This is a genomic window from Streptomyces sp. IBSBF 2435, from assembly GCF_036815005.1.
Taxonomy (GTDB): domain Bacteria; phylum Actinomycetota; class Actinomycetes; order Streptomycetales; family Streptomycetaceae; genus Actinacidiphila.
In genome coordinates this window covers 1-16,135 of the sequence record NZ_JAJSYW010000048.1, presented here as the reverse complement: position 1 = coordinate 16,135, position 16,135 = coordinate 1, and the positions used below count along the sequence as shown (strand labels likewise).

Genomic DNA, 16,135 nt, shown 5'->3' with positions numbered 1-16,135 from the left:
GGCGGCGGGCGGGCGGCGGGCGCGGCCTAAGCTGGGCGCATGTGCGGCGATGCGGAGTGCACCGGGCGGGACTTTGCGGCGGCCAGGCGGACGCGGCCGTGCCGCGCGGACCTCGTGGCGGTGGTCCGATGATCGTCGGGGTCGGCATCGACGTCGCCGAGATCGACCGTTTCGCCGCCGCCCTGGAGCGCAGCCCGGGCCTGGCGGAACGCCTCTTCACACCCGCGGAATTGCGGCTGCCCTCCGGCGACCCGCGCGGCCCTGCCTCCCTCGCGGCCCGTTTCGCGGCCAAGGAGGCGCTGGCCAAGGCGCTCGGCGCGCCGCCGGGACTGGTCTGGCTCGACGCCGAGGTCTCCACCGAGCCCTCGGGCCGCCCGTCGCTGGCGGTCACCGGTACGGTCGCCGCCCGCGCGGCCGAACTCGGCGTCCGCAGCTGGCACCTGTCCCTCAGCCATGACGCGGGCGTCGCCTCGGCCGTGGTGATCGCGGAGGGCTGACCCGGGGCCGGGGTGCCGGGGCGGCAGCGGGTACGTATCGTCGAACGCAGGGCCGACGGGAGGGTTTCGCGATGAGGTACGCGCACACGGTGCAGGCCGTACGGGACGCGGAGGGCGCGCTCATGGCGCGGCTGCCGGAAGGGGCGCTCATGCAGCGGGCCGCCGCCGGGCTCGCGGCGGTCGGTGCCGATGTGCTCGGGCGGGTGTACGGGTCCAGGGTCGTCGTGCTCGCCGGGAGCGGCAGCAACGGCGGCGACGCGCTCTACGCCGGGGCGCGGCTGGCGCGGCGCGGCGCGGGGGTCACCGCGGTGCTGCTGTCGCCCGAGCGGGCGCACGCCGGCGGGCTCGCGGCGCTGCGGGCCGCCGGCGGCCGGGTCGCGGAAGCGGACGCCGGGCTCGCGGCCGTCGCCCGCGCCCACCTCGTCTACGACGGCGTCGTCGGCATCGGCGGCAAGGGCGGGCTGCGCCCGCAGGCCGCGGACCTGATGCGGGCCGCCTACGACGCGCGGGCCGCGGTCGTGGCCGTCGACCTGCCCAGCGGGGTCGACGCCGACACCGGCGAGGTCGCGGGGGAGGCCGTGCACGCCGATGTCACCGTCACCTTCGGCACGTACAAGCCGGGGCTGCTCATCGACCCCGCCGCCGGGCTCGCGGGCGCCCTGCGGCTCATCGACATCGGCCTGGACGCGGACCTGGGCGCGCCCGCGGTCGAAGCGCTCCAGCACGCCGGCGTGGCCGCGCTGCTGCCGCGGCCGAGCGGGGAGAGCGACAAATACCGGCGCGGGGTCGTGGGCGTCGTCGCCGGCTCCGACCGCTACCCGGGCGCCGCGGTGCTCGCCGTCTCCGGCGCCATTCGCGGCGGCGCGGGGGCTGTCCGCTACGTCGGCGGCGGGGCCGCCGCCGTTCTGGCCCGGCACCCCGAGACGCTGGTCTCCACCGGCTCCCCGCATGACGCGGGCCGCGTGCAGGCCTGGGTCGTCGGACCCGGGCTCGGCGACTCCGCCGACGCCAGGGCCGCGGTCGCGGAAGTCCTGGACTCCGATGTGCCCGTCCTCGTCGACGCGGACGGGCTGCGCCTCTTGAGCCGCGAGGCGGTCGCGGCCCGGACCGCGCCGACCGTGCTCACCCCGCACGCCGGGGAGGCGGCGGCGCTTCTCGGGCGGCCCCGCGAGGACATCGAGGCGGCCCGCCTGGACGCCGTACGCGCCCTCTCCGCGGCCTACCGCGCCACCGTCCTGCTCAAGGGCTCCACCACGCTTGTTGCGGCGCCGGACGGCGGCCCCGTCCGCGTCAACCCCACCGGTACGGCGTGGCTCGCCACCGCGGGCAGCGGTGACATCCTCTCCGGCCTCACCGGCTCCCTCCTGGCGGCCGGCCTCGCGGCCCGCGACGCCGCCTCGGTCGGCGCCTACCTCCACGGTCTGGCGGCCCGCCTCACCGAGGGGCCTCTCACGGCGATGGATGTGGCCGAGTCCATCCCGGCGGCCTGGCGCAGCTGACCGCTGCGTGCGGCGGTGGGGGGTTGCCACTTGCGCCGGCCCGCCGCCTGCGGCCCGGCGGGAGGCTGGTCGCGCGGTTCCCCGCGCCGCCCCTGGGCGGGTGCCACTTGCGGTGGGCGTTCACCTTGCGGTGCGTCGTGGCTTGTCGCGCAGTTCCTCGCGCCCCCGAGGGGTTGCCACTTGCTGCGGCGGTGTTTCTTTCCCGCCGTGGTGGTTGCGCGCGCAGTTCCTCGCGCCCCTTTGGGGCACAGTTCCTCTGCCGTAGAGGGTGCGTTCCTGCGGAAGACGCCTCCTCTGCCGCAGAGGGCGCCCCTTCCAGGGGCGCGGGGAACTGCGCGGGCAACCACGACGCAGCCGCAGGCAGGCGACGCCACCGCAAGTGGCCATCACCCGGGGGCGCGGGGAACTGCGCGACCAGCCATGGCGGACCGTCGTGTGGGGACGGGACGGCCACCACCCCGGGGGCGCGGGGAACTGCGCGCTCAGGCCCCGCCGCAGCCGCGGGTAGGGAGAGGGCCGCAAGGGGCACCCCCTTGGTCCAGCGAGGCGCCAAGCGCGAGCGCACCGCACGCCTGAGACACTGACCTGGATGAACGACATGACGAACGGGCGTGCCTGCGCACGAATCGACCTGGGCGCGCTGCGAGCGAACGTCGAGGCACTGCGGGCGAAGGCCCCCGCCGCGGCCTTCATGGCGGTGGTGAAGGCCGACGCGTACGGCCACGGCATGGTGCCGTGCGCGCGGGCCGCGATCGAGGGCGGCGCCACCTGGCTGGGCGTGGCCACGCCCGAGGAGGCGCTGGCGCTGCGCGCGGCAGGCGTCGGCGGCAGGGTGCTGTGCTGGCTGTGGACCCCGGGCGGGCCCTGGCGCGACTGCGTCGAGGCCGACATCGACGTGACCGTCAGCGCGCGATGGGCGCTGGACGAGGTGGTGGCGGCGGCGCGGGCCGCGGGCCGCACCGCGCGCGTACAGCTCAAGGTCGACGCGGGCCTCGGGCGCAACGGGGCGCAGCCCGCCGAGTGGCCCGCGCTGACCGCCGCGGCCAGGGCGGCGGAGAAGACCGGGCTGATCCGGGTCACCGGCCTGTGGGCGCACTTCTCCTGCGCCGACGAGCCCGGGCACCCCTCGATCGAGCGTGAACTCGGCGTCTTCCGCACCGCGCTGGCGCAGGCGGCCGACGCCGGCCTGGACCCGGAAGTGCGGCACATCGCCAATTCGCCCGGCACCTTGACGCTGCCCGAGTCGCATTTCGACCTGGTGCGGCCCGGCGTGGCCATGTACGGCATCTCCCCGGTGCCGCAGGTCGGCGGCCCCGAGGACTTCGGGCTGCGGCCGGTGATGACGCTGGCCGCCCGGCTGGCGTCGGTCAAGGCGGTGCCCGGCGGCCACGGGGTCAGTTACGGCCACCACTATGTGACGCCGGGTCCGACGACGCTTGCGCTGGTCCCGCTGGGGTACGCAGACGGTGTGCCGCGGCATGCGTCCGGCGTGGGCCCGGTGCTGGTGGCCGGGAAGTGGCGGACGGTGGCGGGACGGGTGGCGATGGACCAGTTCGTGGTGGACCTCGGCGGCGATGCCGCGGCGGCGGGTGACGAGGTGCTGCTGTTCGGCCCCGGCGACCGGGGCGAGCCGACCGCGGAGGACTGGGCGCGGGCGTCCGGCACCATCGCGTACGAGATCGTCTCGCGGATCGGCGGCCGGGTGCCGCGGGTGTACGGGGAGAGTGGCTGAGCCGGTGGCTGACGGGGCGAAGTGGGAGCGGGCCGGGCTGTTCGGCGCCGCGATCGGCGTGGTGGCCGCGGGTGCCGCCGCCGGGCTGGCGATCGAGCGGGTCACCGTCGGCCGGGGCGTACGCCGCAAGGCGCAGCTGGCGCTGGACGCGACGGGCCCGTACGGCAGCCTGCGCGGGGCGGCGGGCACCGTGGCCGCGGAGGACGGCACCGAGCTGTACTACGAGACCGAGGACGCGGCGGCCCCCGAGCCGGCCGAGCCGTCCCGGCGCGGCTGGCTGCGCGGCCGCAGGGGCGCGGGTACGGCGCCGGGCGGCCCGGCGCCGCTGCCGGTCACCGTGGTCTTCTGCCACGGCTACTGCCTGAACCAGGACTCCTGGCACTTCCAGCGGGCCGCCCTGCGCGGCACGGTCCGCGCCGTCTACTGGGACCAGCGCAGCCACGGCCGCAGCGAGCGCGGCCGGGACCAGATGGCGGGCGGTCCGGCGACCATCGACCAGCTCGGCCGCGACCTCAGGGCCGTACTGGACGCGGCCGTCCCTGAAGGCCCCGTGGTGCTGGTCGGGCACTCGATGGGCGGTATGACGGTGATGGCCTTCGCCGAGCAGTTCCCCGACTACGTGCGCGAGCGGATCGCCGGGGTCGGCTTCATCTCGACCTCGTCGGGCAAGCTGGCCGCGGTCACCCTCGGGCTGCCCGCGGTCGGCGCGCGGGCCTTCCGCGCGGTCGCGCCGGGGCTGCTGAGGATCATGGGCAGCCAGGCCGAGCTGGTGGAGCGGGCGCGCCGGGCCACCGCGGAGCTGTTCGCCGGGATCATCAAGCGCTATTCGTTCGGCTCCGACGTGGACCCCGCGGTCGGGCGGTTCGCCGAGCGGCTGATCGAGTCGACGCCGATCGACGTGGTCGCCGAGTTCTACCCGGCCTTCACCGAGCACGAGAAGGGCGATTCGCTCGCCCTTCTCGACGGGCTGCCCGGGCTCGTACTGGCCGGGGACAAGGACCTGCTGACGCCCAGCGCGCACAGCACCGAGATCGCCGAGAAGCTGCCGGAGGCCGAGCTGGTCATCGTGCCGGGCGCCGGGCACCTGGTGATATTCGAACGGCCGGAACTGGTCATACCCGCCCTCGCGCTGCTGATCGCGCAGGCCTCGGATTCGGTCCAGGCGCCGGTCGCCGACGGGCTGCGCGAGCTTGCGACGGCGGGCGACGCCGTGGCCGGCGGCGGGCGGCCCGCGGCGGGCGGCGCGTAGGCTTCGCGGTCATGGGCACACCGCACAACCCGTATCCCGCGGGCACGCAGAACCGGATTCCCGCCGCGGTCCGGATCACCGTACGTACCGCCGAGCGCATGCGTGACCTGGGGCGGCGCCTCGCCGCGCTGCTCGGGCCCGGCGACCTGGTCCTGCTCAACGGCGAACTCGGCGCGGGCAAGACCACCTTGACCCGGGGCCTGGGCGAGGGCCTGGGCGTACGCGGCGCCGTCACCTCGCCGACCTTCGTCATCGCCCGCGTCCACCCCTCGCTGACCGGCGGCCCCGCCCTGGTCCACGTGGACGCCTACCGCCTCGGCGGCGGCCTCGACGAGATGGAGGACCTGGACCTCGATGTGTCGCTGCCCGAGTCGGTGGTGGTCGTCGAATGGGGCGAGGGCAAGGTCGAGGAGCTGTCCGAAACCCGCCTCCAGGTGGTCATCGAGCGCACGGTCGGCTCCACGCCCGACGCCGACGACGACGCCCGGGTGGTGACGGTGAGCGGTATCGGCCCGCGCTGGGCCGCCACGGACCTGGCGCAGCTGGAGGCGTGAGCGCGCGGCGGCGCCGCACGGAAGGCGGCGGGGCTTGAACCGACAGGCTGTCGGGAAGATGTTGCGCAGGGACCGGCACCCGTGGTGTCCTGGTTCCGGGCGCCCGCTTAGGGCTGCCTAACTTCCACCGCTCGGGGAGGCACCATGTCGGCCCACGACCAGCCCGAATCGCGGCCCGCCCCCACCTTCCGCGACCTGCTGGCCGCCGCGGAGGCGGCCCGCAGGATCTCCACCCCGCCGCCCGCCACGCCTCGGCCTACCGTCCCCGAGGAGGACGCGGCATAGCGCGAACGGGTGAATCCCCGCGGGCGCGGCAATGCGTGACGTCCGCGAGGCCGCAGGACATCGCCGTGCCCGCTGCACGCGCCGGGAAGGCGCTCAGGGCATCACGTCGATGGCGCTGCCCATGGTCGCCATCTGCCACAGCGCGGTGGTGTCGGCGCGGGACGCCCGGATCGCCGCGGTCTGCTTCGCCGGGTCCGGCTTGGTCAGCGAACCGTCCACGGCCGCGCTGAATCCGACGTTGACACCGCCGGTCATCGCGAACAGCACGGTGTGCTCGACCGGCTTGCCGTCGCCGCCGACGCCTGCGGCGCGCCGGAAGAACACGTGGTGCAGCCCCTTGGCGGGTGCCACGTTGCCCGGGACCACCGGATAGGTGCGCAGCACCCTGTTGCCGTCGTCCACCAGCCACACCCGCTGCCCCGAGAGGCTGTAGACGACGCGTTTTCCTATGCCCGAGTGCAGCGGCAGCGGATACGTCCTCGGGGTGGGCTTGGCCGGGGCCGACTTCTTCGGCGGGCTGGCGGAATGCCCGGCCGCCGGGGTCTTCGGCGCGGATCCCGACGCCTGCGCGGCCAGGACCGCGATCACCACCAGGGCCGCCGCGGTCAGTCCCGAGACGAGGGTGCCGGCTTTTATTGCCACGGGTGTCCTCCGGTCGGGTTGCGCGCTCGCTCCCGGTTGACGGTAGCAGCCGCGGCGACCACCGCCGCGTACGCACGGACGCTGCCCGTACCCTGGGGGCGTGCTGCTGCTTGCCTTCGACACCGCCACGCCCGCCGTCACCGCCGCCCTGCACGACGGGGAGCGGGTGCTCGCCGAGTCCACGGTGGTCGACGCGCGCAGGCACGGCGAGCTGCTCGTGCCCGCCGTCGACCGGGTCCTGACCGCCGCGGGCCGTACGCTCGCCGAGGTCACCGGCATCGTCGTCGGCGTCGGCCCCGGCCCCTACACCGGGCTGCGGGTCGGCCTGGTCACCGCCGCGTCCTTCGGCGACGCCCTGGACGTCCCCGTGCACGGCGTGTGCACCCTGGACGGGCTCGCCTGGGCGGCGGGCGAGGCCGGTCTCGAAGGGCCGTTCACCGTCGCCACCGACGCGCGCCGCAAAGAGGTCTACTGGGCTCGCTACGACGGCCCCGCCGTCCGCGTCACCGAACCCGCCGTGGGCCGGGCCGCGGACCTGCCCGCCGACGTACGGGCGCTGCCCGCGGTCGGCGCGGGCGCCGCGCTCTACCCGGACGCCTTCCCCGGCCACCGCCCCGACCCCGCCCACCAGTCGGCCGGCTCGCTCGCCGCGCTCGCCGCCCGCCGGCTGGCCGCGGGCGAGGCCTTCGCCCCCGCGCTGCCGCTCTACCTGCGCCGCCCCGACGCCCAGGTGCCCGCGGGATACAAGGCGGTCCTGCCGAAGTGAGCGATGCCGTCCTGCGCGACATGCGCTGGTGGGACCTGGACCGGGTGATCGCCCTCGAACACGCCCTCTTCCCCGACGACGCCTGGTCCCGCGGCATGTTCTGGTCGGAACTCGCCGACGCCAGGCACCCGGCCGCGACGCGTACGTACGTTGTCGCGGAGACACCCGAGGGCCGGATCGTCGGCTATGCCGGGCTCGCGGCGGTCGCGGGCACCGGCGACGTCCAGACCATCGCCGCCGCGCGCGACCACTGGGGCACCGGGCTCGGCGCCCTGCTGCTCACCGCCCTGCTGCGGGCCGCGACCGCCGCGGAATGCCACGAGGTGCTGCTCGAAGTGCGGGTCGACAACGCCCGCGCCCAGCGGCTCTACACCCGCTTCGGCTTCGAGCCGATCGGCATCCGCAAGGGCTACTACCAGCCGGGCAACGTCAACGCGCTCGTCATGCGCCGCGCCGACCCGGCACAGAACCTGGCTGAGGAAATCCATGGCTGACGAACCCCTAGTGCTCGGCATCGAGACCTCGTGCGACGAGACCGGCGTCGGCATCGTCCGCGGGCACACCCTGCTGGCCGACGCGGTCGCCTCCAGCGTCGACGAGCACGCCCGCTACGGCGGCGTCGTCCCCGAGGTCGCCAGCCGCGCCCACCTGGAGGCGATGGTCCCCACCATCCAGCGGGCGCTGAAACAGGCCGGGGTGAGCGCCCGCGACCTCGACGGCATCGCCGTGACCGCCGGCCCGGGGCTGGCGGGCGCGCTGCTGGTCGGGGTGTCGGCGGCGAAGGCGTACGCGTACGCGCTCGGCAAGCCGCTCTACGGGGTCAACCACCTCGCCTCGCACATCTGCGTCGACCAGCTCGAACACGGCGCCCTGCCCGAGCCGACGATGGCGCTGCTGGTCTCCGGGGGCCACTCCTCGCTGCTGCTGGCCCCCGACATCACCGGCGACGTACGGCCGCTGGGCGCCACCATCGACGACGCGGCGGGCGAGGCCTTCGACAAGGTCGCCCGGGTGCTCGGGCTCGGCTTCCCCGGCGGTCCCGCGATCGACCGCCGCGCCCGCGAGGGCGACCCCGCCGCCATCGCCTTCCCCCGCGGCCTGACCGGCGGGCGCGACCCGCGCTACGACTTCTCCTTCTCCGGCCTCAAGACCGCCGTGGCCCGCTGGGTCGAGGCCCGCCGCAGGGACGGCGAGGACGTGCCGATCGCCGACGTGGCCGCGTCCTTCCAGGAGGCGGTGGCCGACGTGCTGACCCGCAAGGCGATCAGGGCCTGCAAGGACAACGGCGTCGACCATCTGATGATCGGCGGCGGAGTGGCCGCCAACTCCCGGCTGCGCTCGCTGGCCCTGGAGCGCTGCGAGGACGCCGGCATCCGGCTGCGGGTGCCCCGGCCCGGGCTCTGCACGGACAACGGGGCGATGGTGGCGGCGCTGGGCGCCGAGATGGTGGCCAGGGGCCGCCCCGCGTCCACCCTCGACCTCCCGGCGGACTCCTCGCTGCCGGTGACCGAGGTCTCCGTGCCCGGCCACACGCACGAGCCGGCCAACGCTCACGCGCACGGGTCTGCGCACGGTCACGCGCACGGGCTGAGCCACGACCATGTGCACGAGCTGAGCAAGGACAACCTCTACGGATGACCGTCACGCTGATGTGGGAGGCCGCCGCCGCCAAGGGCCGCGGCGGCGAACTCCTCGCCTGGGCGCGGGAGGCCGCCGCCGCGCTGCCCGGCGGCTTCCTGCGGCGCGAGTTCCTCACCGCACCCGGTGACCGCGTCCTGGTGCTGACCTGGTGGGCCGCCGGATACGACGCGGACCTGCCGGACCTGCCGGCGCCGGACGCCGGTCTGGTGCGGCGCGAGGTGCACCGATGGCGCTTCTCGTCGGTCGCGGTGGAACCCGCGGGCTGAAAAAGCACTCGTCCTGGGTGAGCGCGCGGCCGACCACCCCCAGTCCGCGCCGCGCGCTCGCTCCATGACGTTGCAGCACCGACGACGTAGGGTCCCTCCCCCATGCGCGCACACCGCGGGAAAACCGCCCTCCTCCTGCTCCTGGGCCTGCTGTTCACCGCCGGCTGCTCCGGGGGTACCCCCGCGGGCTCCCCGGCCTCCAGGGACGCCACGACGGCCGCCACGAGCCCCGCCGCGAAGCCGTCCCCGGCCGACGACCGGGCCGCCGCCTTCCGCAAATGGGGCATCCCGCTGCTCCCGCCGCCCCCCGCCCCGCCCGCCGTCAAGCCGATACGCACCGGCGACGGAAAGATACCGGCGGTCAGCGACATACCGACCAGCCAGAAGATCGTGTTTCTCACCTTCGACGACGGCGCCGAGAAGGACCCGAAATTCGTCGCGATGATGCGGGACCTCAAAATCCCGTTCACGATGTTCCTGACCGACGACATCATCAAGAACGACTACGGCTTCTTCCGGCCGCTCCAGGCGCTGGGCAATTCGATACAGAACCACACGCTCAGCCACCCTGACCTGCACACCAAGTCGTTGGCGCAGCAGAAGCACGAGATCTGCACGCAGCAGACGAAACTCACCCGGGAATACGGGACCGCTCCCGGGCTCTTCCGGCCGCCCTACGGGAACTACAACGACGCCACGCGGGCCGCGGTGAAATCCTGCGGCGGCCTGCGGGCGATGATTCTCTGGCGGGAGTCGATGCAGATCAAGAAGGTGCAATTCCAGCGCCCCGACAAGAAATTCCACCCCGGTGACATCATCCTGGCGCATTTCCGCGGCCCGTCGCAGCTCAAGGGGGAGACGATGACGGTGATGACGGCCAACCTGCTGCGGCAGGTCGCCTCGCAGGGCTTCACCCTCGCCCGGCTGGAGGACTACGTCTGACGACCGGCCGGGGGGGGGCGGGGAACGGTCCGACCAGCCGTCGACGGGGTGCGGGTCGCCACGGGGTGACAGGGGCTGTCGCTGTCGCGTCCGGACCACCGGCCGGTGGGCGGTTCCTCGCGCGGTTCCCCGCGCCCCTACGGGGCACCCCCCGCCGCGGCCGGGTGGCCCAGGAGCATGGACGGGGCGCCGGCGGTGCGGGTGAGGAAGACCGTGGCGGAGTGCGGGCCCTGGGGCCGCACCCGGCGGCGGAGGTCTTCCGGATCCACCGCGGACCCGCGCTTCTTCACCGTCAGGACGCCGACCCCGCGCTCCCGCAGCAGCGCCTTGAGCCGTTTCAGGCCGAACGGCAGCACATCGGTGATCTCGTACGCCGTCGCATATGGCGTCGCCCGCCGCTCGTCGGAGGTGATGTACGCGATCGTCGGGTCGATCAGGCCGCCGTCCAGCTCCTCCGCGACCTCGGCCACCAGATGCGCGCGGATGACGGCGCCGTCCGGCTCGTAGAGGTAGCGCCCGACCGGCCGCACCGGGGGGTCGGGCAGGCCGCGCCCGGTGAGCGTGGCACCCGAGGGCAGCAGGGTCGCGCGGCGGGCGCCGGGGCGTACGCGGTCGCCGCGGCCGTCGAACCACAGCACCGCCTCTTTGACGTCGCCGCCGTCCGAGATCCACTCGGCCTCCGCGGCGGGCGGCACCGCCTCGTGCGGGATGCCGGGGGCGACCTTCACCGCTCCGGGTGAACCGGTGGCCGCCGCGTGCAGCGCCCACGACAGCGGCGGCGAATACGCCTCGGGGTCGAAGACCCGGCCCCGGGCGGTGCGCCGGGCCGGGTCCACGAACACCCCGTCGAGGCCGCCCGTGCCGACGTCCGTCACGTCCGCGCACCTGACCTCAAGGCGGTCGGCCAGGCCCAGCGCGGCGGCGTTCGCCGTGATCACCGCGCAGGTCAGCGGGTCGCGGTCGACGGCCGTCACGGACAGGCCGGCCCGCAGCATGGCCAGGACGTCGCCGCCGACGCCGCAGCACAAGTCGGCCACCGCCGCCGGCCCGAACGCGGCGAACCTGCGCGCCCGGTGGGCCGCCACCGACGCGCGGGTGGACTGTTCGAGGCCATGCGGCGTGAAGTACATCCGGTGCGCGTCGGCCGCGCCGAACTTCGCCACCGCCCGCTGCCGCAGCCGCGCCTGGCCGAGCGCGGCGGCGACCAGCCCCGCGTCGTGCGTACGCCGCAGCCTGGTGGCCGCCGCCAGGTCGTCCACGGGGTCGTGCTCCCGCAGCCCCGCCAGCAGGTTCTGGCCCTCCGCGGTCAGCAGTCCCTCAAGATCCTCGGGCGTCACGCGCCCATTCTCCCCCCGCGGAAGGGGGACGCCGACCCCGGACGGCGGCGCGCGGCTGGCACTCCGCTTGACCGAGTGCTAAAGCCGTCCTAGTCTCACTTCTGGCACTCGGCACCGCTGAGTGCCAGACAAACAGCGACGGGCAGGTCCGGCACCCGCGACGACGGGCCTACCAGGTCGCCGACCCAGACAGACACTCCCGTGAGCCCTTTGAAGGGGGAGGTCGGATCGTGACGACCGCCAGCACCAAGGTTGCCATCAAGCCGCTTGAGGACCGCATCGTGGTCCAGCCGCTCGACGCCGAGCAGACCACGGCCTCCGGCCTGGTCATCCCGGACACCGCCAAGGAGAAGCCCCAGGAGGGCGTCGTCCTGGCTGTGGGCCCGGGCCGCTTCGAGGACGGCAAGCGGCTGCCGCTCGACGTCTCCGTGGGCGACGTCGTGCTCTACAGCAAGTACGGCGGCACCGAGGTCAAGTACAGCGGCGAGGAGTACCTCGTCCTCTCGGCCCGCGACGTTCTCGCGATCGTCGAGAAGTAAATCCCCGGCTGCACCAGCCGTGATCCCGCCCCGGGAGTCCGTGTCCTTGAGGCCGGGACCCCGGGGCGGTTTCTTTCGCCGTCCTTACCGTCCGTGACGACGTGATTAGACGAGTAGACGAGGTAGTTCGCAGGCATGGCCAAGATTCTTAAGTTCGACGAGGACGCCCGTCGCGCCCTGGAGCGCGGCGTCAACAAGCTCGCCGACACCGTGAAGGTGACCATCGGCCCCAAGGGCCGCAATGTCGTCATCGACAAGAAGTTCGGTGCGCCGACCATCACCAACGACGGCGTCACCATCGCCCGTGAGGTCGAGCTGGAGGACCCGTACGAGAACCTGGGCGCCCAGCTCGTCAAGGAGGTGGCGACCAAGACCAACGACATCGCGGGTGACGGCACCACCACCGCGACGGTGCTCGCCCAGGCGCTGGTCCGGGAGGGCCTGCGGAACGTGGCGGCCGGCGCGTCCCCCGCCTCGCTCAAGAAGGGCATCGACGCGGCCGTCAAGGCGGTCTCCGAGGAGCTGCTGGCCACCGCGCGCGCCATCGAGGGCAAGGAGGACATCGCGGCCGTCGCCGCGCTGTCCGCGCAGGACAAGCAGGTCGGCGAGCTGATCGCCGAGGCGATGGACAAGGTCGGCAAGGACGGTGTCATCACCGTCGAGGAGTCGAACACCTTCGGCCTCGACCTGGAGTTCACCGAGGGCATGGCCTTCGACAAGGGCTACCTCTCGCCGTACTTCGTCACGGACCAGGAGCGTATGGAGGCCGTCCTCGACGACCCGTACGTGCTGATCCACCAGGGCAAGATCTCCTCGATCCAGGACCTGCTGCCGCTGCTGGAGAAGATCATCCAGTCCGGCGGGTCCAAGCCGCTGCTCATCATCGCCGAGGACGTCGAGGGCGAGGCGCTCTCCACCCTGGTCGTCAACAAGATCCGCGGCACGTTCAACGCCGTCGCGGTCAAGGCGCCCGGCTTCGGTGACCGCCGCAAGGCCATGCTCGGCGACATCGCCACCCTCACCGGTGCGACCGTCATCGCCGAGGAGGTCGGCCTCAAGCTCGACCAGGCCGGTCTCGACCTGCTGGGCACCACCCGCCGCGCCACCATCACCAAGGACGAGACCACGCTCGTCGACGGTGCGGGCGACAAGGCCGAGATCGACGGCCGCGTCAACCAGATCAAGGCGGAGATCGGCACCACCGACTCCGACTGGGACCGCGAGAAGCTGCAGGAGCGGCTGGCCAAGCTGGCCGGCGGCGTCTGCGTCATCCGGGTCGGCGCGGCCACCGAGGTCGAGCTCAAGGAGAAGAAGCACCGCCTTGAGGACGCGATCTCCGCGACCCGCGCCGCCGTCGAGGAGGGCATCGTCTCCGGCGGTGGCTCGGCCCTCGTGCACGCGGTCAAGGTGCTCGCCGACAACCTGGGCAAGGAGGGTGACGAGGCCACCGGCGTCGCCGTCGTCCGCCGCGCCGCCGTCGAGCCGCTGCGCTGGATCGCCGAGAACGCCGGCCTCGAGGGCTACGTCATCACCGCCAAGGTCGCCGAGCTGGACAAGGGCCACGGCTTCAACGCGGCCACCGGCGAGTACGGCGACCTGGTCAAGGCCGGCGTCATCGACCCGGTCAAGGTCACCCGCTCGGCCCTGGAGAACGCCGCCTCCATCGCCTCGCTGCTGCTGACCACCGAGACGCTGGTCGTGGAGAAGAAGGAAGAGGAGCCGGAGGGCGGCGCGGGCGGCCACAGCCACTCGCACTGATCTCCCGCTTTTCGTGCCGGCGCCCGCCACCCCTCCCGGGGCGGCGGGCGCCGGCCGTTGTGCCGCGCCTACAACTTCGGGTCGTAGCGGCGGCTCGCGCCGGCGGACAGCGCGCCGAACAGGCGCGACGGGACATGCCGCGCGAAGCCGACGGCCGCCTTGTAGCGGGCGTCGGGCACGCTCACGACCCGGCCCCGCGCCAGGTCGCGGAGCGCCGCGCCCACCACCTTGTCCGCGTCGAGCCACGCCCAGTCCGGCAGCCGTTCCGCGTTCATACCGGCCCGCTCGTGGAATTCGGTGCGCACGAAACCCGGGCACAGCGCGAGGAAGCGGATGCCGGTGCCGCGCAGGTCGAGGGCGGCGCCCTCGGTGAAGCGCACCACCCACGCCTTGCTCGCCGCGTACGTGCCGCGCGGCATGAAAGCCGCGACCGACGCCACGTTGATCACCGTGCCGCGGCCCCGGTCCCGCATGCCCTCGGCGGCAGCGGCGGTGAGCCGCAGCACCGCCTCGCAGTGCAATGTGAGCATGCGCAGCTCGTCGGCCAGGGGCGCGTCGAGGAAGCGCTGGCGGTTGCCGAAGCCGGCGTTGTTGACCAGGACGTCGACCGCGGGCAGGCCGCTGTCCCGCAGCCGCGCCTCCACCGCGGAGATGCCCGCGTCCGTCGTCAGGTCGGCCTGCACCACCTTGACCTCGACGCCGTACCGCTCGCGCAGCTCCACCGCGCTCTCGGCGAGCCGCACCCCGTCCCGCGCGACGAGCACCAGCTCGTGCCCGTCGGCCGCCAGCCGCCGCGCGAATGCCGCACCGATACCCGCCGTCGCACCCGTGATGAGGGAAGTCGTCATACGGGCAGCGTAGGCGTACGGCGTGTCACCGGTGGTCCCTCACCGGTCATTCCTGGCCAGCCGCTCGCCGATCTCCCGCAGGTCCTTCGCGGGCAGCGCCTCCGCGGCGAGCAGCAGCGGCAGCAGCTCCGACTCCGTGGTCATCGCCCGGAAGGCCAGCTCCACCGTCACCTCGTGCGCCGGGCGGTACGTGACCTCCACCCGGTCGCCCGCGGCCAGTTCGCCCGGCTCTATCACCCGCAGATACGGGCCGGGCAGCGCGCGTGCGGTGAATCTCCTGATCCAGCCGTGCTCGTCCAGCCACCCGGCGAAGGTCACGCACGGGATGCGCGGGCAGGACACCTCCAGCAGCGGCCCCGCCACGCCGACCTTCCACCGCTCGCCGATCAGCGCGGAATTCACGTCGTAGCCGGTGGTCGTCAGATTCTCGCCGAAAGCGCCGTTTCCCAGGCTGCGGCCCAGCTCCCGCTCCCAGCGGTCCAGGTCCTCGCGGGCGTACGCGTAGACCGCCTGGTCGTCGCCGCCGTGGTGCTTGACGTCGTACGCCCGGTCCCCGGCCAGGCCGACCGCCCCCGTCCCCTTGGGTCCCGGCGCCCTCACCGCCACCTTGCCCTCGACCGGGCACTTGTCGATGCCGGTCGCCGCGAGCTTCTTCCACGGGTTGGGCGTCGGGCGGCCCACGTTGACGCTCAGCAGCTTCATCGCCTCATCGGCCTTCTTCCCGGGGCGGGGCCGTGGACACGGCCTGGGGCGGGGCCGTGAACAGGTACGGGGTCGTCACGCTCAGCGCCGCGAAGCCGAGCCGCCGCAGGATCGGGCGGCTGTCGTCCGACGCGTCCACCTGGAGAAAGCGGTACCCGTGCGAAGCGGCGATACGCGCCCGGTGCGCGACGAGTGCCCGGTAGATGCCCTTGCCGCGCCACTCCTTGACGGTGCCGCCGCCCCACAGCCCCGCGAACGCCGTGCCCGGGCAGAACTCCATCCGTGCCGCGCACACCGGTACGTCGCCGGCCATCGCCAGCACGATGCTCACGGTGTCGCGGCGCTCGGTGATCTGGTCGAGCATCCGGTCCCTGAGCCGTTCCGCGCTCGTGCCGAACGCCTGCTCGTGCACGGCGGCGGCCATCTCGACGCCCGCCGCGTCGGTCACCGGCTCCAGCCGGATGCCTGCCGGCAGCGCGGCGTCCCGCGTGAGCTCGGCCACCTCGTCGATCTCGGCGACCATCAGGGTCTCCGGGGCCTCCGGCTCGAAGCCCGCCGCGGCCAGGCGCTCTCCGAGGTCGGCCGGGAGGTCGTGGGAGTACGTCTTCCACTCGAATTCGCGGCCGGCGGCTTCGGGGTCGGTGCGCAGCCAGTGCAGTTGGGCGGCGATGGCCGCGTCGGCGGTGGTCTCGTCGAGGTCGGACCACAGGATCCCGCACCAATCGTGGGGGGCGGCGCCCACTTGGCGTACGACGCCGGCCGTGCGGTCGATTCTGGTGGTGGGGGTCTCCGGGGGCGCGTCGCGGCGGAGCTGGGCGTCGAAGAGGGCGAGGACTTCTGCGGGGTTCATCCGGGCATTTCACCACTGGGGGGTGGTG

At 74.0% G+C, this 16,135-nt stretch carries 18 protein-coding genes; 13 read left to right on the top strand and 5 right to left on the bottom strand.

Annotated features, from left to right (window positions below; translation table 11 throughout):
- Window positions 1-128: 128 nt before the first annotated feature.
- From V7E46_RS12325 to V7E46_RS12300, 6 genes are all read left to right on the top strand, one after another.
- The gene (locus V7E46_RS12325; RefSeq protein ID WP_333768459.1) at window positions 129-497 is read left to right on the top strand and encodes a holo-ACP synthase; all 369 of its coding nucleotides are present in this window, start codon (window positions 129-131) and stop codon (window positions 495-497) included.
- 71 nt (window positions 498-568) lie between these two features.
- On the top strand, window positions 569-1,996 hold the full coding sequence (locus V7E46_RS12320) for an NAD(P)H-hydrate dehydratase (RefSeq protein ID WP_333768458.1): 1,428 nt from the start codon (window positions 569-571) through the stop codon (window positions 1,994-1,996).
- A gap of 589 nt (window positions 1,997-2,585) precedes the next feature.
- The gene (gene alr, locus V7E46_RS12315; RefSeq protein ID WP_333768457.1) at window positions 2,586-3,728 is read left to right on the top strand and encodes an alanine racemase; all 1,143 of its coding nucleotides are present in this window, start codon (window positions 2,586-2,588) and stop codon (window positions 3,726-3,728) included.
- Between the two features lie 4 nt (window positions 3,729-3,732).
- The gene (locus V7E46_RS12310; RefSeq protein WP_333768456.1) at window positions 3,733-4,977 is read left to right on the top strand and encodes an alpha/beta fold hydrolase; all 1,245 of its coding nucleotides are present in this window, start codon (window positions 3,733-3,735) and stop codon (window positions 4,975-4,977) included.
- A gap of 11 nt (window positions 4,978-4,988) precedes the next feature.
- Complete coding sequence (gene tsaE / locus V7E46_RS12305) at window positions 4,989-5,531, top strand: tRNA (adenosine(37)-N6)-threonylcarbamoyltransferase complex ATPase subunit type 1 TsaE (RefSeq protein WP_333768455.1); 543 nt, start codon at window positions 4,989-4,991, stop codon at window positions 5,529-5,531.
- A gap of 144 nt (window positions 5,532-5,675) precedes the next feature.
- Complete coding sequence (locus V7E46_RS12300; RefSeq protein WP_333768454.1) at window positions 5,676-5,816, top strand: hypothetical protein; 141 nt, start codon at window positions 5,676-5,678, stop codon at window positions 5,814-5,816.
- A 93-nt stretch (window positions 5,817-5,909) separates the two neighbouring features.
- Here V7E46_RS12300 and V7E46_RS12295 read toward each other — a convergent pair whose 3' ends face one another.
- Window positions 5,910-6,458 carry a hypothetical protein gene (locus tag V7E46_RS12295; protein ID WP_333768453.1) on the bottom strand — a complete coding sequence of 183 codons (549 nt, stop codon included), beginning with the start codon at window positions 6,456-6,458 and terminating at the stop codon, window positions 5,910-5,912.
- A 100-nt stretch (window positions 6,459-6,558) separates the two neighbouring features.
- Between V7E46_RS12295 and tsaB the strand changes: the two genes are divergently transcribed.
- The 5 genes from tsaB to V7E46_RS12270 all read left to right on the top strand — a co-directional run bounded on the left by tsaB (window position 6,559) and on the right by V7E46_RS12270 (window position 10,073).
- Window positions 6,559-7,224, top strand: a complete 666-nt coding sequence (gene tsaB / locus V7E46_RS12290) for a tRNA (adenosine(37)-N6)-threonylcarbamoyltransferase complex dimerization subunit type 1 TsaB (RefSeq protein ID WP_333768452.1) — start codon at window positions 6,559-6,561, stop codon at window positions 7,222-7,224.
- A gap of 20 nt (window positions 7,225-7,244) precedes the next feature.
- Window positions 7,245-7,718 carry a ribosomal protein S18-alanine N-acetyltransferase gene (gene rimI, locus V7E46_RS12285; protein ID WP_333768466.1) on the top strand — a complete coding sequence of 158 codons (474 nt, stop codon included), beginning with the start codon at window positions 7,245-7,247 and terminating at the stop codon, window positions 7,716-7,718.
- A complete protein-coding gene (gene tsaD / locus V7E46_RS12280; RefSeq protein ID WP_333768451.1) occupies window positions 7,711-8,862 on the top strand; it encodes a tRNA (adenosine(37)-N6)-threonylcarbamoyltransferase complex transferase subunit TsaD in 1,152 nt (383 codons plus the stop codon). Before rimI ends, tsaD begins: the two co-directional genes overlap by 8 nt.
- The gene (locus V7E46_RS12275) at window positions 8,859-9,131 is read left to right on the top strand and encodes a hypothetical protein (RefSeq protein ID WP_329175516.1); all 273 of its coding nucleotides are present in this window, start codon (window positions 8,859-8,861) and stop codon (window positions 9,129-9,131) included. Before tsaD ends, V7E46_RS12275 begins: the two co-directional genes overlap by 4 nt.
- A gap of 102 nt (window positions 9,132-9,233) precedes the next feature.
- Complete coding sequence (locus tag V7E46_RS12270; RefSeq protein ID WP_333768450.1) at window positions 9,234-10,073, top strand: polysaccharide deacetylase family protein; 840 nt, start codon at window positions 9,234-9,236, stop codon at window positions 10,071-10,073.
- 137 nt (window positions 10,074-10,210) lie between these two features.
- Here the strand turns inward: V7E46_RS12270 and V7E46_RS12265 are convergent, their stop codons facing one another.
- Entirely contained in the window at window positions 10,211-11,410 is a 1,200-nt protein-coding gene (locus V7E46_RS12265) for a class I SAM-dependent methyltransferase (protein WP_333768449.1), read from the bottom strand.
- Window positions 11,411-11,640: 230 nt separating this feature from the next.
- Here V7E46_RS12265 and groES point away from each other — a divergent pair, with 230 nt between their 5' ends.
- Both groES and groL read left to right on the top strand, forming a co-directional pair.
- Entirely contained in the window at window positions 11,641-11,949 is a 309-nt protein-coding gene (groES, locus tag V7E46_RS12260; protein WP_329175511.1) for a co-chaperone GroES, read from the top strand.
- 135 nt (window positions 11,950-12,084) lie between these two features.
- A complete protein-coding gene (gene groL, locus V7E46_RS12255) occupies window positions 12,085-13,707 on the top strand; it encodes a chaperonin GroEL (RefSeq protein ID WP_329175510.1) in 1,623 nt (540 codons plus the stop codon).
- A gap of 68 nt (window positions 13,708-13,775) precedes the next feature.
- On the opposite strand, the gene V7E46_RS12250 is transcribed toward groL, so the two are convergent.
- From V7E46_RS12250 to V7E46_RS12240, 3 genes are read right to left on the bottom strand one after another with little or no spacing between them, the layout of a single operon-like run.
- Window positions 13,776-14,555, bottom strand: coding sequence for an SDR family NAD(P)-dependent oxidoreductase (locus V7E46_RS12250; protein ID WP_329175508.1), 780 nt, complete (start codon window positions 14,553-14,555; stop codon window positions 13,776-13,778).
- A 39-nt stretch (window positions 14,556-14,594) separates the two neighbouring features.
- Window positions 14,595-15,257: an MOSC domain-containing protein gene (locus tag V7E46_RS12245; protein WP_333768448.1), complete on the bottom strand. Its 663-nt coding sequence runs from the start codon at window positions 15,255-15,257 to the stop codon at window positions 14,595-14,597.
- Between the two features lie 4 nt (window positions 15,258-15,261).
- The gene (locus V7E46_RS12240) at window positions 15,262-16,107 is read right to left on the bottom strand and encodes a GNAT family N-acetyltransferase (RefSeq protein ID WP_333768447.1); all 846 of its coding nucleotides are present in this window, start codon (window positions 16,105-16,107) and stop codon (window positions 15,262-15,264) included.
- Between the last annotated feature and the right edge of the window lie 28 nt (window positions 16,108-16,135).

What these genes read in the sequence shown, in the direction of transcription:
- V7E46_RS12325 (WP_333768459.1), top strand. Translation starts at nt 129, where the DNA reads ATGATCGTCGGGGTCGGCATCGACGTCGCCGAGATCGACCGTTTCGCC.
- V7E46_RS12320 (WP_333768458.1), top strand. Translation starts at nt 569, where the DNA reads ATGAGGTACGCGCACACGGTGCAGGCCGTACGGGACGCGGAGGGCGCG.
- alr (WP_333768457.1), top strand. Translation starts at nt 2,586, where the DNA reads ATGAACGACATGACGAACGGGCGTGCCTGCGCACGAATCGACCTGGGC.
- tsaE (WP_333768455.1), top strand. Translation starts at nt 4,989, where the DNA reads ATGGGCACACCGCACAACCCGTATCCCGCGGGCACGCAGAACCGGATT.
- V7E46_RS12300 (WP_333768454.1), top strand. Translation starts at nt 5,676, where the DNA reads ATGTCGGCCCACGACCAGCCCGAATCGCGGCCCGCCCCCACCTTCCGC.
- rimI (WP_333768466.1), top strand. Translation starts at nt 7,245, where the DNA reads ATGCGCTGGTGGGACCTGGACCGGGTGATCGCCCTCGAACACGCCCTC.
- tsaD (WP_333768451.1), top strand. Translation starts at nt 7,711, where the DNA reads ATGGCTGACGAACCCCTAGTGCTCGGCATCGAGACCTCGTGCGACGAG.
- V7E46_RS12275 (WP_329175516.1), top strand. Translation starts at nt 8,859, where the DNA reads ATGACCGTCACGCTGATGTGGGAGGCCGCCGCCGCCAAGGGCCGCGGC.
- V7E46_RS12270 (WP_333768450.1), top strand. Translation starts at nt 9,234, where the DNA reads ATGCGCGCACACCGCGGGAAAACCGCCCTCCTCCTGCTCCTGGGCCTG.
- groL (WP_329175510.1), top strand. Translation starts at nt 12,085, where the DNA reads ATGGCCAAGATTCTTAAGTTCGACGAGGACGCCCGTCGCGCCCTGGAG.
- V7E46_RS12250 (WP_329175508.1), bottom strand. Translation starts at nt 14,555, where the DNA reads ATGACGACTTCCCTCATCACGGGTGCGACGGCGGGTATCGGTGCGGCA.
- V7E46_RS12245 (WP_333768448.1), bottom strand. Translation starts at nt 15,257, where the DNA reads ATGAAGCTGCTGAGCGTCAACGTGGGCCGCCCGACGCCCAACCCGTGG.
- V7E46_RS12240 (WP_333768447.1), bottom strand. Translation starts at nt 16,107, where the DNA reads ATGAACCCCGCAGAAGTCCTCGCCCTCTTCGACGCCCAGCTCCGCCGC.